The sequence below is a fragment of the Moraxella catarrhalis genome, assembly GCF_001656295.1.
Taxonomy (GTDB): domain Bacteria; phylum Pseudomonadota; class Gammaproteobacteria; order Pseudomonadales; family Moraxellaceae; genus Moraxella; species Moraxella veridica.
In genome coordinates, this window is record NZ_LXHE01000012.1 from 46716 (window position 1) to 61373 (window position 14658).

At 44.0% G+C, this 14658-nt stretch carries 10 protein-coding genes, 2 tRNA genes and 2 rRNA genes; 8 read left to right on the top strand and 6 right to left on the bottom strand.

The features are described from left to right. Positions 1–38 precede the first annotated feature (38 nt). Together AO382_RS05400 and AO382_RS05405 are read right to left on the bottom strand one after the other, a co-directional pair. Positions 39–992 (bottom strand): LysR family transcriptional regulator, encoded by a 954-nt coding sequence (locus AO382_RS05400; protein ID WP_064618801.1) that lies wholly within the window; start codon positions 990–992, stop codon positions 39–41. Between the two features lie 114 nt (positions 993–1106). Beyond that, positions 1107–2291: an anhydro-N-acetylmuramic acid kinase gene (locus AO382_RS05405; RefSeq protein ID WP_064618803.1), complete on the bottom strand. Its 1185-nt coding sequence runs from the start codon at positions 2289–2291 to the stop codon at positions 1107–1109. 292 nt (positions 2292–2583) lie between these two features. Here AO382_RS05405 and AO382_RS05410 point away from each other — a divergent pair, with 292 nt between their 5' ends. From AO382_RS05410 to AO382_RS05420, 3 genes are all read left to right on the top strand, one after another. Then, positions 2584–2997: a hypothetical protein gene (locus AO382_RS05410; protein WP_064618805.1), complete on the top strand. Its 414-nt coding sequence runs from the start codon at positions 2584–2586 to the stop codon at positions 2995–2997. 119 nt (positions 2998–3116) lie between these two features. Beyond that, a complete protein-coding gene (gene tyrS / locus AO382_RS05415) occupies positions 3117–4331 on the top strand; it encodes a tyrosine--tRNA ligase (protein WP_064618807.1) in 1215 nt (404 codons plus the stop codon). Between the two features lie 68 nt (positions 4332–4399). Continuing rightward, positions 4400–5062, top strand: coding sequence for a YczE/YyaS/YitT family protein (locus AO382_RS05420; RefSeq protein ID WP_064618809.1), 663 nt, complete (start codon positions 4400–4402; stop codon positions 5060–5062). Here AO382_RS05420 and AO382_RS05425 read toward each other — a convergent pair. Genes AO382_RS05425 through AO382_RS05440 form a run of 4 tightly spaced genes read right to left on the bottom strand, consistent with a single transcriptional unit; the run spans position 5048 to position 8582 of the window. Beyond that, positions 5048–5890: a metal ABC transporter permease gene (locus tag AO382_RS05425; RefSeq protein ID WP_172796543.1), complete on the bottom strand. Its 843-nt coding sequence runs from the start codon at positions 5888–5890 to the stop codon at positions 5048–5050. The two genes, AO382_RS05420 and AO382_RS05425, sit on opposite strands and share 15 nt — an antisense overlap. Before the next feature lie 3 nt (positions 5891–5893). Beyond that, complete coding sequence (locus AO382_RS05430; RefSeq protein WP_064606356.1) at positions 5894–6751, bottom strand: metal ABC transporter permease; 858 nt, start codon at positions 6749–6751, stop codon at positions 5894–5896. Beyond that, positions 6748–7656 carry a metal ABC transporter ATP-binding protein gene (locus tag AO382_RS05435; protein ID WP_064618813.1) on the bottom strand — a complete coding sequence of 303 codons (909 nt, stop codon included), beginning with the start codon at positions 7654–7656 and terminating at the stop codon, positions 6748–6750. Before AO382_RS05435 ends, AO382_RS05430 begins: the two co-directional genes overlap by 4 nt. Continuing rightward, entirely contained in the window at positions 7656–8582 is a 927-nt protein-coding gene (locus AO382_RS05440) for a metal ABC transporter substrate-binding protein (protein WP_064618815.1), read from the bottom strand. The genes AO382_RS05435 and AO382_RS05440 overlap by 1 nt, the downstream gene beginning before the upstream one ends. Positions 8583–9172: 590 nt before the next feature. Here AO382_RS05440 and AO382_RS11045 point away from each other — a divergent pair. The 5 genes from AO382_RS11045 to AO382_RS05465 all read left to right on the top strand — a co-directional run. Then, positions 9173–9646 (top strand): hypothetical protein, encoded by a 474-nt coding sequence (locus AO382_RS11045; protein WP_227513637.1) that lies wholly within the window; start codon positions 9173–9175, stop codon positions 9644–9646. A gap of 611 nt (positions 9647–10257) precedes the next feature. Next, positions 10258–11786, top strand: a 16S ribosomal RNA gene (locus tag AO382_RS05450). A gap of 61 nt (positions 11787–11847) precedes the next feature. Then, positions 11848–11924, top strand: a tRNA-Ile gene (locus AO382_RS05455). Between the two features lie 4 nt (positions 11925–11928). Continuing rightward, positions 11929–12004 (top strand) — tRNA-Ala (locus AO382_RS05460). A gap of 245 nt (positions 12005–12249) precedes the next feature. After that, positions 12250–14658: ribosomal RNA gene (locus AO382_RS05465) — 23S ribosomal RNA — on the top strand; the annotation flags it as partial.

The following is a 14658-nucleotide window of genomic DNA, read 5'->3' on the forward strand; positions in this document are numbered from 1 at the left end:
TTTTTATTTACAAAAACACAACAAATAACCCATTTGCCCTAATTTGGCTCATCCACCAAAGGGGTAGGTACTTGGATGTGATGGCGCTCATACACACTTAGGATGACACCGTGTAAAGTGGCGAGATTGGGTAGGGGATTATGCGCCAAGGTGTTGATGTACATGGGCGATGTAAACTCATGCGCCAAAGGCAGGTAGCTAATTTGGTCGGTGCGGACAGTTTTTAGGCTATCAGGCACAATGGTAAAGCCTTCGCTTGCGGCGACCATGGCGAGCGCCACTTGGATATCACGCACGTGTACATGATTTTTAGGCTGCGTCTGGGTCTGCTCAAACAGTTGTAGCAGCGGATCGGTTTCTGTCAAGCCAGCTTGGGAGTTGGGGGTTTTGTGATACAAAATCAGTGTATCGGTGGTCAGATCTGATAGGGCGATTGGCGCAGTAGCGTTTTTGGCTAAATAATGCCATTTTGGCACAGCCAGCACAAACGGCTCATGACGCAAAAAAGTCTGATGAATCAAAGGGTCATGACAAACAAAACGACCAAAGCCCACATCGATCTCACCAGATTTTAAGGCGCTGACCTGCTGCTCAAAGCTCATCTCAATGACTTTGATGTCAAAATCAGGGTGCGTGCCATCAATGTCTTGTCTAAGCTGAGAGATCACTTCTGGTAACAGCCCATACAATACAGACACCACCGAGCCAATGATCAGACGGTTTTGGCGACCATCACCAAAGCGGCGCGTCAGTGCCATGGCTTGCTCAAGCTCATGCAGTGGCTGCTTGATATGACGATACAAAAACTCTCCAGCATCAGTCAATGCCATCGGACGATGATGACGCTCAAATAATTCAACTTGTAAGTTTTCTTCAAGCTGCTGAATCTGACGGCTCAAAGACGGCTGTGATAACCCCAAGACTTTGGCAGATTGGCTGACACTGCCTGTGCCTGCCAAATGCAAAAAATACCCCAATTGCCGAAATTCCATAAGTGCACCTTATTCAGCATTGATTGATCCTATAAATCATAGCACCATTTGCTGTCATTTATCACCGCACGCACGCCGCTCATCGCATGGGCTTTGGCGGCTATATCTTAAAAATCAAAAACACACTTGGCCAAGCACGACCGCTTTAGATGCGCCAGTGACGGCAGGGATATTGCCTGTGCGCCCTAAGATGTTTTGGCGTGCAAGCCAAGCAAATGCCATCCCCTCAACCAATGCCACATCGATGCCAAGGCTGCTGGTTGGCTTGACCGACAAATTGGGCAGATGTGCTTGCAGGCGAGCCATCAGATAGGCATTTTTTGCACCGCCGCCGCACACCAGCACCACACCTGAATCAACCAAGCGAGCAATCTGCTCGGCGGCGCTGACGGCGGTCAGCTCACATAAGGTGGTCTGTACATCGACAGGACTGTAGCGTAAATTTGGGTGGCTGTGCCCAAGCTGACCGAGCATGGCATCTAGCCATGACAGATGAAAATCCTCGCGACCTGTGCTTTTTGGGGGCGGTTTGGCAAAAAAAGGATGATCAAGCAGCAGCTCAAGCAGCGGCTCAATCACTTGTCCTTCTGCCGCCCATGTGCCATCTTTATCATAAGTCGTGCCTGTATGCCGTGCGATCCATGCGTCCATGAGCAAATTGGCAACGCCCGTATCAAAGCCTATCGGCGTGCCTTGACCGTCGTAGTCAAGTAAGGTGATGTTCGCAATACCGCCCAAGTTGAGCACCGCTTTGATGCTCTGATCATTGCCAAACATTGCCTGATGAAAGGCAGGCACCAAGGGGGCTCCTTGACCACCCACCGCCATGTCTCGTCTGCGAAAATCTGACACCACCGTCACGCCTGTGCGTTCAGCCAGAATATTGGGGTCAAGCAATTGTAGACTAAACCGCCAATTTGGACGGTGTCGCACTGTTTGCCCATGACAGCCAATGGCAGTGATGTCATTGGTTCTTAGGTTGGTTTTGGCAATGAGTTCATTGACAATCTCACTGGCAAATTCCCCATACAGACGACTTGCCAAACCCCAAAAATCAAGCTCGCTAAATCCATCAAATTCACCCATATCAAGGTGTGATATGCCATTTGGCGTACACAGTGCCAATAAAATCGCCCGCAATTTGTTACAAAAGGGCTTACTGTGGGTGGCAATAATTTTGGGCGTATCACCGTCAAAGTCGCACAGCACAGCATCTAGGGCATCTAGACTTGTTCCGCTCATCATGCCAATATAGTAGCGGTCTGCCAAATCCACGTCAAAGGCGGTATTACAGATCATGTTTATCCTTAGGTTGAACTGATTATTTGATTAACATGGGTTATAAAATATCCATCATACCAAACTTTAAAGTATCTGATTGGGTTCAAAAATGTAACGAAATATGTCAAAAACGATAAAATTCGTTGAATAGACGTTGAAAAAGCAATGATATTATCAAATTTTTAACAATTCTTTACTATTATAATGTATTATTCTAAATGAGCTGATGATATATTAAAGCAATCAACTTAGGACACCTAACATCTAAGGTGATTTTATTAAACACTTTTCATTTTTCCAAGGAGAAATCATGAAATTTTTAAAGGCTCTTGTTCCTGCCCTAGCATTGGTTGCTACTGTTTCGCACGCAAGTGATATCTTAGACCACACCCAGGCCGTCAGAGATACCACAAAAGTGCGTCAAGTAAATTATACCTGTGCCACAGGTGGTAGATTGACAGTCAAATATGGCTTTAATGAGCAAAGCCAACCAACTTATGCTGAGGCAGTTGTTGGTGGCAAAAATCGTTTCATGCCCATCAATCTTAAACATTCAGATATATCAGGCACTTTCTTTGGTCAAGAAGACAGCTACAAACTCTTTGTGGATGCTCTAACGCTTGGTAATTACCACAGAGTAGGTTTGGCAAGCATTCAAGACCCTGCCAGTGATACCATGCACAAAGATTGCCGAGTGGTTAGTATTAGCAAAATCAAAGGTTAATACGCCATACTCAAAAAATAGTCCCAGTTGGGACTATTTTTTTGTAAAATAAATGTTCAAAGTGTTTTAATCAAAATTAGTTTGCTATAATAGCACAATTTTTTATAAAAAGGTGTCTCATGTCAAATTTCTTATCTCCTGCCGAACAACTTGAATTTTTAAAACGTGGCGTGGTTGAGATTTATTCTGAAGAAGACTTGTTGAAGAAACTTGCACAAGCTCGCCCACTGCGTATCAAACTTGGCATGGACCCGACCGCCCCTGATTTGCATTTTGGACATACGGTTGTGTTAAATAAATTGCGTCATTTTCAGGATTTGGGGCATGAGGTGCTGTTTTTGATTGGTGATTACACGGCACGCATTGGCGACCCATCAGGCAAAAATGCCACCCGACCACCACTGACAGAAGCCGAGGTGAAAGCCAATGCCCAAACTTATGCTGAGCAGGTTTTTAAAATTTTGGATAAAGACAAAACCAAGATTGTCTTTAATTCAGAGTGGTTTGGCAAAATGAGTGCAGGCGATATGATACAGCTGGCAAGCCAAGTCACTGTTTCACGGATGCTTGAGCGTGATGATTTTGCCAAGCGTTATGGCAATCAGACCCCAATTGCAATTCATGAATTTTTATACCCCTTGGTGCAAGGCTATGACAGCATTGCTTTAGATGCCGATGTGGAGCTTGGCGGAACTGACCAAACTTTTAATTTATTGATGGGGCGAACGCTACAAGGTCGCTATGATAAAGAGCCGCAAGTGTGTATTACTATGCCAATCTTAGAAGGCTTGGATGGTGTGCAAAAAATGAGCAAATCGCTGGGCAACTACATCGGCATCAATGACCCTGCTGGTGTCATGTATCAAAAAATTCTATCCATGCCTGACACACTCATCGCTCGCTACTTTGAGCTTTTAAGCTTTAAGCCAATGAGTGAGGTTAATGCGTTGCTTGATGACATGAAAAATGGGCGCAACCCCCAAGAAATCAAACGCATTTTAGCTCTAGAGCTGATTGAGCGTTTTCATGATAAAGATGCTGCTGATAATGCCCATAAATCAGCAGGCAACCGCTTGGCAGATGGCGAGTTACCTGTTGATTTGCCAGAGGTAAGTTTATCTTTAAATGGTCAAGATAAATTATTCATCATCCAAGTCTTAAACCAAGCCAGCCTTGCCAAAAATTCCGCCCAAGCCAAAGACATGCTGTCTCGTGGGGCGGTCAAAGTGGACGGTCAAGTGGTCGATGGCAGTTTTGCCTTAGAACAAGGGCAAACGGTGGTGATTCAAGCAGGTAAAAAGGCGTATGCCAAAGTTTCGGTGCAATCAGCCTAAACACAGTGAGATATTGAAAAACCGTTTTTTTTTGTATAATCTGCTTTATCGGTCAAAGGAGTAGCCTGATGAAAAAACGCGTTTTACCCAACACTCCATGGAGCAACACGTCCTATTGGACGCTCAAAGCCAAACCCCTTGCCATGCTGTGTGCGTCGCTCAGCCTGTTTGGGTTTGGCGAAGCCTTGCTGCTCAAATCACAACTGGGCTCATCCCCTTGGACGGTATTCGCTCAGGGGCTGTCAGTGCAGACAGGCTTAAATATTGGACTTTTGACCTTTATTATTAGTTGTGGTGTGTTGGCACTTTGGATACCGCTTAAACAAAGATTTGGCTTGGGGACGATTTTAAATATCTGTATTATTGCTTTGAGCTTGGGGCTGTTTGATGTTTGGCTGCCTGTGGTGGATGATTTGGTGTGGCAAATCCTACTGGCTGTACTGGGCGTGGTCATCGTTGGTATTGCGTCTAGCCTTTATTTGACATCGCACATGGGTGCAGGTCCGCGAGATGGCTTGATGGTGGGCTTGACCCAGCTGACAGGTCTGAAAGTGGGCGTGATTCGCACTTTTTTGGAAGGTACAGTGTGCCTGATAGGCTGGCTGCTTGGTGGCGTGGTGGGCTTGGCGACACTGCTGTTTGCCTTTGGTGTGGGGTGGGTGGTGCAGGTGTCGCTGGATGTGCTGTTTAACAGATATGCATCTATCAATCAATCCCTAAGCAGAGCTTAAACGCCGCAAGCGAATTTTGTCATAAATCATCGCGACCAAAAATACCAAAGCTTGCATCAGTACAATCGTCGCACCTGTTGCAGAATCTAGATGATAACTGATAATTACCCCAAATACACTTGTAAAACATGAGCTAATGATGGCAACCAGCAACATTGCATCAAAGCGTTTGCATAAAATAAAAGCAGTCATGCCAGGTGAGATAAGCATCGCAATCACCAAAATCACCCCGACCGCTTGCATAGCAACCACAATGGTTGCTGACAATATAATCAATAAGCCATAGTGTAGTTTTTGTATCGATAAACCTGCAACTTGGGCATGATGGCTGTCAAAACAGTACAACAAAAGGTCGCGTCTTTTTAAAATGAGTATCAAAAAGATGATTGCTGAAACACCCAAAGTTTGGTACATCAGGGTACGACTGATGCCCAAAAGGTTGCCAAATAAAAGATGTGTCAAGTGTTGACCACTGTCAATCTTATGAAATATCACAAGCCCCACCGCAAACATACCTGAAAATACCACGCCCATCAGAGTGTCTTCTTTAAGCCGAGTGTGATTTTTTAGGTAGCCTACGGCACCAGCACAACATACTCCAGCAATAAATGCCCCAAAAGTCATCGGAATGCCCAGCCAAAATGCCAAAACCACCCCAGGAAATACCGCATGAGAGATGGCATCTCCCATCAAAGACCATCCCTTTAACACAATGTAGCAAGATAAAATTGCACAAATGACCGCCACCGCCACCGCAGAGATGAGCGCATGTTGCATAAAGGTGTGGCTAAATGGTTCGGTGAACCACCACAAAACAGAATTTGACATAATTTAGCGAACCGATGAGTTGAATGACCGAGATTGTTTTTGGCTGAATCTGCCGTACTTTGGCGAAAATAAAAAGGCAATGATAAATAGCAGTGTCTGCAAACATACAATAATGCCTCCAGTGGCACCATCCAAAAAATAACTCAAATACACCCCAAATCCACTGGTTATAACACCAATAGCACCAGCAATTAAAATCAGTGTACGAAATTTATCAGTGAGCTGATAAGCAGTTGCTCCAGGTGTGATCACCATAGCAATAACCAAGATTGCACCAACGGTTTGTAATGCAGAGACCACACAGGCACTAAGTAGGCTAAAAAATAATAATTTATAATATTTGCTTGATAAACCCACCGCTTTGGCTTGTATTTCATCAAAAAAAACCAATAGCAAATCCTTCCAAAATATTAATAAAATCAACAAAGTAATGACCATAACAACAGTCACTTGATACATATCTGTATCGGCAATGCCTAATATGTTGCCAAAAATAATTTCTTGAACATTGATGGCGGTGGGGTTTAAAGAAATGATAAATAAGCCTAAGGCAAAAAAAGTCGTAAAAATAAATCCAATGACAGCATCTTCACGCAGTTTGGTCACAGACTTAATCCATAAAATAGATAAGGCTGCTAAAATGCCAGAAAAAAACGCCCCTACCGCATAAGGTGCACCCAGTGCATAGGCAATTGCAACACCGGGTACCACAGCATGTGATAGAGCATCACCGATTAAAGACCAGCCTTTTAGCATCAGATAGGCTGATAAAAAGGCACAAACACCGCCTACTAATGAGCTTAAAAAAATTGCCTTGAGCATATATTCATAAGCAAAAGGCTCAAGTAGTAATGCAATCATGACCTATCCTTTTGCTCAGCTTGGGGATTTGATTCGCTGGATTTGACATTTTTGCGATGATAAGAGCTGCGATTTTGATGATGACCGTAAAAGACAGCAGGAATTTCATCGTCTGCCAAAATCGTCAAAGTGCGTTTATCATCATCATCGTGCAAGTCTTCACCCACCAAGTGAAGCTGCCTTAGAACACCACCAAAAACTTTTTCAAGATTGGCTTGGGTGAATGTACTTTTGGTGCTTCCCATTGCTAAAATGGTGCGATTTATCATGATAACTTGGTCACAAAATTCAGGTACTGTCCCTAAATTATGTGTTGAGATTAAAATTAGATGACCTTCTTGACGCAATTCATCTAAAAGATTCATAATGGCTTTTTCGGTTTTTACATCAACACCTGTGAAAGGTTCGTCTAATAAAAGGATTTTGCTTTCTTGAGCCAAAGCCCTTGCCAAAAACACCCGTTTTTTTTGCCCGCCTGATAATTCACTAATTTGTCGATTGGCAAGATGGTTAATTTGGACGCGTGACATGGCTTCATCAATTTTTTGGTAATCCTTTGGTTTTGGTCGGCGTAAAAAATTCATATGTCCATATCGCCCCATCATGACGACATCTAAAACTGATACAGGAAATTGCCAATCAACTTCTTCGCTTTGTGGCACATAGGCGACCAAATTTTTCTTAAGTGCTTGAGCAATGGGTAAATCACAAAGCTTAACATGACCTGTTTGGGGCTTAATTAGCCCCATCAGCACCTTAAATAAGGTGGATTTGCCACTACCATTGATGCCGACCAAGGCACAGGTTGTACCGCCTTGTAGATGTAGCGAAACATCATACAAGGCGGTATGTCCATTATTGTATCGAACCGAAATATCGTCAAGGCTGATGGTGATTTTATCCATCACTTTTCAAAACCGCTGGCGATGGTTGAGACGGTGGTTTGTAATAAGTCAAGATAAGTTGGTACAGGGCCACCAGCTTCAGACAGTGAATCAACATAAAGCACACCGCCATATTTGGCACCTGTTTCTTTGGCAACTTGTTTTGCTGGTTTGTCTGAAATCGTACTTTCACTAAATACCACAGGAATATTATTGGTGCGTACCGTATCAATCAATGATTTGACTTGTTGAGGCGAGCCTTGCTGTTCGGCATTAATTGGCCACAAATAAGCTTCTTTAAGACCATAATCGTTGGCCAAATAGCTAAACGCACCTTCACTGGTTACCAACCAACGCTGATGTTCAGGGATTTGTGATAATTTGGCACGCAGTGGAGCGTCCATAGCTTTGATTTTTGCACTGTACTGCTCAGCATTTTTGGTATAAACTTCCTGATTGGCTGGGTCTTGCTTAATGAGTGCATTTTTGATATTCTCAACATAAATCAAGGCATTACTTGGCGACATCCAAGCATGTGGGTTTGGCATGTCTTTATAAGCACCTTCAGTGATGTTAATCGGTGTGATACCCTGTGTCACAACAACGGCAGGCACATTGCTGGTATCATGATAAAATTTTTCAAACCAAAGCTCTAGATTAAGACCATTCCATAAAATCAAATCTGCTTTTTGGGCTTTAACCACATCTTGAGGCGTGGGTTCATAATCATGAATTTCAGCACCTGCCTTGGTAATGGATTGAACATCGGCAGCCTCCCCAGCAACATTTTGGGCAATGTCAGCAATGACAGTAAAAGTTGTGACAACAGACAGTTTTTTTGGAGAATTAGCATCCTGTGCGTTGGTGTCTTCTTTGACCTGCTGACCGCACCCAACCAAGGCTAAGCACATCGTAAGACAGGCGGTAAAAGTTTTGATTGATTTCATAAGTTAACCTATTTGCTTGACTGGCATTAAAATAAATATATCAAAATACTAAGTTAGTATCTTCAAATGATTTAACCATTTAAGTTATTATCTTCAAATGATTTAACCATTTATGATAATAATAATCATTACCATAAAAAATGTCAAGTTAAAAAGAGATACCCTAATATAATAGCACAAATAAAAATGACGCAATAAAAATAATATCAAATTCCAAATCTTAATAAAATCAGTTACTTATTAACTAAAATTCCATCAACCCTAAAACCTGCTTTATTAAGTTATGATGTCATGCCATGGCATGCACCACTTAATCATGAATGTATTAATTAATCATGAATTGCTTTTTTATCAAATATCATTAATATCATAGAAATTGCAAATAATTGTAATCGACACACCCACATGTAACAAAAATTTTCTAACAATCGTATTTGTAATAAAATCTTATTATCGTAGCAACAAATATTTGCTATCAAATATTTGCCATAACATGATATTATTTGCTATTAAAATGCTATCATTATTAAGCATGAATCATCAGTGTTCATAATTTTTACTTTTTAGATTGAAATAGGAAAAATAAACAAATGAAAGCACTAAAAATCATCGCACCTGTGTTAGCGCTAGGTCTATCTTTTACAGCTATCGCAAATGCCAAAGATACCATGTCTGTACGCTCTGCCAAACAACTCGCCAATAAGGTTCACCAAGTGACTTATAGTTGCCCCACAGGTAGTTTCCCCACAGGCGACACGGTTCAAGTGAATTATGGCTTCAGTGATCAAGCACTACCGACCTATGCCGAAGCCAATTTGGGTGGTAAAACTCGTTTCTTGCCAATTAATTTGGTAGAATCAGCTGGCAACTCCATGCATTTTGGTGATGATAAGGGTTGGCAAATCTCTGGCTTCTATTTACAACTTGACAACGATCATCATTCTTTACAACTTGGCAAGGATCATCATTCAGATATACTCATTTACCCAGATGATGCAGATGCAAAAGCCAGCTATGCCAGCTATCTTTGCGATGTGGTCGGTACAAAGCGTATTAAAGGCTAATTTGCATCAGCCATAAAAAGCCACATCATCAGCGTGTGGCTTTTTATTTAAAAATTTCACCAAAACCCCCAACAAAATCAATCACTTACCAACTTTCTACCATCAATCCTAAAAAAACTGCTTTACAAGTCATAATATCATGCCTATAATACGCACCACTTAAGCAGTACAGCACAGTAAAAAACATTGCTAAATCAATCACTTAGTATTTAGTATACCGTTTACTGAAGCACCAAAAACTTAAAAAAATAAATTTTAAATTTTTGAAAAAAAGTGCTTGACTTAATAAAATTTTGGCGTATAATACGCCACTCATTGAGCAACTGGACGACAGTGTTCAAAACTATTTAAAATCCAAACTAAAGAACAACTTGTGTGGATTTTTGTCAATACAAGATACTTAAATAAATTATCATTCATTGATACTTATTACTTATCTTAATTACTTATCTTAAGTAAGGCAAAAATACTCAAAGTTAATTCATTTACACGATGAGCAGATATTTTAAAAATATCAATTATTGCTAGTAAGTACATAATGTACACGATGAATGAGCCAAAATTAAAGTCCAATAAAAAAGCTTGTCTTTTTCATTGGCAAATAAAAGATTAAACTGAAGAGTTTGATCATGGCTCAGATTGAACGCTGGCGGCAGGCTTAACACATGCAAGTCGAACGAAGTTAGGAAGCTTGCTTCTGATACTTAGTGGCGGACGGGTGAGTAATGCTTAGGAATCTGCCTAGTAGTGGGGGATAACTTGGGGAAACTCAAGCTAATACCGCATACGACCTACGGGTGAAAGGGGGCGCAAGCTCTCGCTATTAGATGAGCCTAAGTCGGATTAGCTAGTTGGTGGGGTAAAGGCCTACCAAGGCGACGATCTGTAGCTGGTCTGAGAGGATGATCAGCCACACTGGGACTGAGACACGGCCCAGACTCCTACGGGAGGCAGCAGTGGGGAATATTGGACAATGGGCGAAAGCCTGATCCAGCCATGCCGCGTGTGTGAAGAAGGCCTTTTGGTTGTAAAGCACTTTAAGTGGGGAGGAAAAGCTTATGGTTAATACCCATAAGCCCTGACGTTACCCACAGAATAAGCACCGGCTAACTCTGTGCCAGCAGCCGCGGTAATACAGAGGGTGCAAGCGTTAATCGGAATTACTGGGCGTAAAGCGCGCGTAGGTGGTCATTTAAGTCAGATGTGAAAGCCCCGGGCTTAACCTGGGAACTGCATCTGATACTGGATGACTAGAGTAGGTGAGAGGGGAGTAGAATTCCAGGTGTAGCGGTGAAATGCGTAGAGATCTGGAGGAATACCGATGGCGAAGGCAGCTCCCTGGCATCATACTGACACTGAGGTGCGAAAGCGTGGGTAGCAAACAGGATTAGATACCCTGGTAGTCCACGCCGTAAACGATGTCTACCAGTCGTTGGGTCTTTTAAAGACTTAGTGACGCAGTTAACGCAATAAGTAGACCGCCTGGGGAGTACGGCCGCAAGGTTAAAACTCAAATGAATTGACGGGGGCCCGCACAAGCGGTGGAGCATGTGGTTTAATTCGATGCAACGCGAAGAACCTTACCTGGTCTTGACATAGTGAGAATCTTGCAGAGATGCGAGAGTGCCTTTGGGAATTCACATACAGGTGCTGCATGGCTGTCGTCAGCTCGTGTCGTGAGATGTTGGGTTAAGTCCCGCAACGAGCGCAACCCTTTTCCTTAGTTACCAGCGACTCGGTCGGGAACTCTAAGGATACTGCCAGTGACAAACTGGAGGAAGGCGGGGACGACGTCAAGTCATCATGGCCCTTACGACCAGGGCTACACACGTGCTACAATGGTAGGTACAAAGGGTTGCTACACAGCGATGTGATGCCAATCTCAAAAAGCCTATCGTAGTCCGGATTGGAGTCTGCAACTCGACTCCATGAAGTCGGAATCGCTAGTAATCGCAGATCAGAATGCTGCGGTGAATACGTTCCCGGGCCTTGTACACACCGCCCGTCACACCATGGGAGTTGATCTCACCAGAAGTGGTTAGCCTAACGCAAGAGGGCGATCACCACGGTGGGGTCGATGACTGGGGTGAAGTCGTAACAAGGTAGCCGTAGGGGAACCTGCGGCTGGATCACCTCCTTAACGAAGTTATCTGATTGGCAAGAATTCACAACAAGTTGTTCTTTGGTAAGATGTTTAAAACGGGTCTATAGCTCAGTTGGTTAGAGCACCGTGTTGATAACGCGGGGGTCATAAGTTCAAGTCTTATTAGACCCACCATTTTGGGGCCATAGCTCAGTTGGTAGAGCGCCTGCCTTGCACGCAGGAGGTCAGGAGTTCGACTCTCCTTGGCTCCACCAATAAACATCAAAGCATACATAAGCAATTTAAATAAGATTTCTTATTTATGCTTTCATTTTATAAACTGACGAAGTTTATAACATTATTTAACAACATAGTATGAGTCTGGGTTAATTATTATCCAACGTAATAATTAACCATGGTGATTGTACCCAATACAATCACCTAAAGTAAAGAGAACTGAATCAAGCGTAAACATAGGTGAATCGTTACACATTACCCATAAGACCCCTTGGGGTTGTATGGTCAAGTAATGAAGTGCACATGGTGGATGCCTTGGCAGTCAGAGGCGATGAAAGACGTGATAGCCTGCGATAAGCGTCGGTGAGGTGGCAATATCCTGTGACCCGGCGATTTCTGAATGGGGAAACCCAACCAACACAAGTTGGTTATTACACAGTTTACTGTGTAAGGCAAACCGGGAGAAGTGAAACATCTCAGTACCCCGAGGAAAAGACATCAAATGAGATTCCGTAAGTAGCGGCGAGCGAACACGGAGGAGCCGATCAATTTTACAGTAGCAAAATGGCGTGGGAAAGCCAACCATAGTAGGTGATAGTCCTGTATGCGAAACTGTTTAAGCGACATATTAAGTAGGGCGGAACACGAGAAATTCTGTCTGAAGATGGGGGGACCATCCTCCAAGGCTAAATACTCCTGACTGACCGATAGTGAACCAGTACCGTGAGGGAAAGGCGAAAAGAACCCCTGTTAGGGGAGTGAAATAGAACCTGAAACCGTGTGCATACAAGCAGTCGGAGCGGACTTGTTCCGTGACGGCGTACCTTTTGTATAATGGGTCAGCGACTTATATTCTGTAGCAAGGTTAACCGAATAGGGGAGCCGTAGGGAAACCGAGTCTTAATAGGGCGAATGAGTTGCAGGGTATAGACCCGAAACCGAGTGATCTATCCATGAGCAGGTTGAAAGTGCCGTAACAGGCACCGGAGGACCGAACCCACTGTCGTTGAAAAGCCAGGGGATGACTTGTGGATAGGGGTGAAAGGCTAATCAAACTCGGTGATAGCTGGTTCTCCCCGAAAGCTATTTAGGTAGCGCCTCGGACGAACACCATTGGGGGTAGAGCACTGTTTCGGCTAGGGGGTCACACCGACTTACCAAACCGATGCAAACTCCGAATACCGATGAGTGATATCCGGGAGACAGACGGCGGGTGCTAACGTCCGTCGTCAAGAGGGAAACAACCCAGACCGCCAGCTAAGGCCCCAAATTCCTAGTTAAGTGGGAAACGATGTGGGAAGGCACAGACAGCTAGGAGGTTGGCTTAGAAGCAGCCACCCTTTAAAGAAAGCGTAATAGCTCACTAGTCGAGTCGGCCTGCGCGGAAGATGTAACGGGGCTCAAACTAGGAGCCGAAGCTGCGGATTTAATTGTTTCAATTAAGTGGTAGGGGAGCGTTGTGTAAGCCTGTGAAGGTGCACTGTAAGGTGTGCTGGAGGTATCACAAGAGCGAATGCTGACGTGAGTAACGACAAAACGGGTGAAAAGCCCGTTCGCCGGAAGACCAAGGGTTCCAGTCCAACGTTAATCGGGGCTGGGTGAGTCGACCCCTAAGGCGAGGCCGAAAGGCGTAGTCGATGGGAAATCGGTTAATATTCCGATACTTGTTTATGATGCGATGGAGGGACGGAGAAGGTTATGCCAGCCTGGCGATGGTTGTCCAGGTGGAAGGATGTAGTTAGACTGAGTAGGCAAATCCGCTCGGTTATTAATGAGATCTGATAGCAAGCTGATTTATCAGCGAAGTGGCAAATACCATGCTTCCAGGAAAAGCTTCTAAGCATAGTCATAAATGAATCGTACCCGAAACCGACACAGGTGGTCAGGTAGAGAATACCAAGGCGCTTGAGAGAACTCTGCTGAAGGAACTAGGCAAAATGGTACCGTAACTTCGGGAGAAGGTACGCTGCCGATGGTGATAAGACTTGCTCTTTGAGCTGTTGGCAGTCGCAGATACCAGGCTGCTGCAACTGTTTATTAAAAACACAGCACTCTGCAAACACGAAAGTGGACGTATAGGGTGTGATGCCTGCCCGGTGCTGGAAGGTTAATTGATGGGGTTAGCGTATGCGAAGCTCTTGATCGAAGCCCCAGTAAACGGCGGCCGTAACTATAACGGTCCTAAGGTAGCGAAATTCCTTGTCGGGTAAGTTCCGACCTGCACGAATGGCATAATGATGGCAGCGCTGTCTCCAGCAGAGACTCAGTGAAATCGAAATCGCAGTGAAGATGCTGTGTACCCGCGGCTAGACGGAAAGACCCCGTGAACCTTTACTACAGCTTTACATTGAACTTTGACCTAACTTGTGTAGGATAGGTGGGAGGCTTTGAAGCAGATACGCCAGTATTTGTGGAGCCAACCTTGAAATACCACCCTGGTTATGTTGGGGTTCTAACTTGAGATTAACAGATCTAAGGACAATGTATGGTGGGTAGTTTGACTGGGGCGGTCTCCTCCTAAAGAGTAACGGAGGAGTACGAAGGTGCGCTCAGAACGGTCGGAAATCGTTCAAAGAGTATAAAGGCAAAAGCGCGCTTAACTGCGAGACCCACAAGTCGAGCAGGTACGAAAGTAGGTCTTAGTGATCCGGTGGTTCTGTATGGAAGGGCCATCGCTCAACGGATAAAAGGT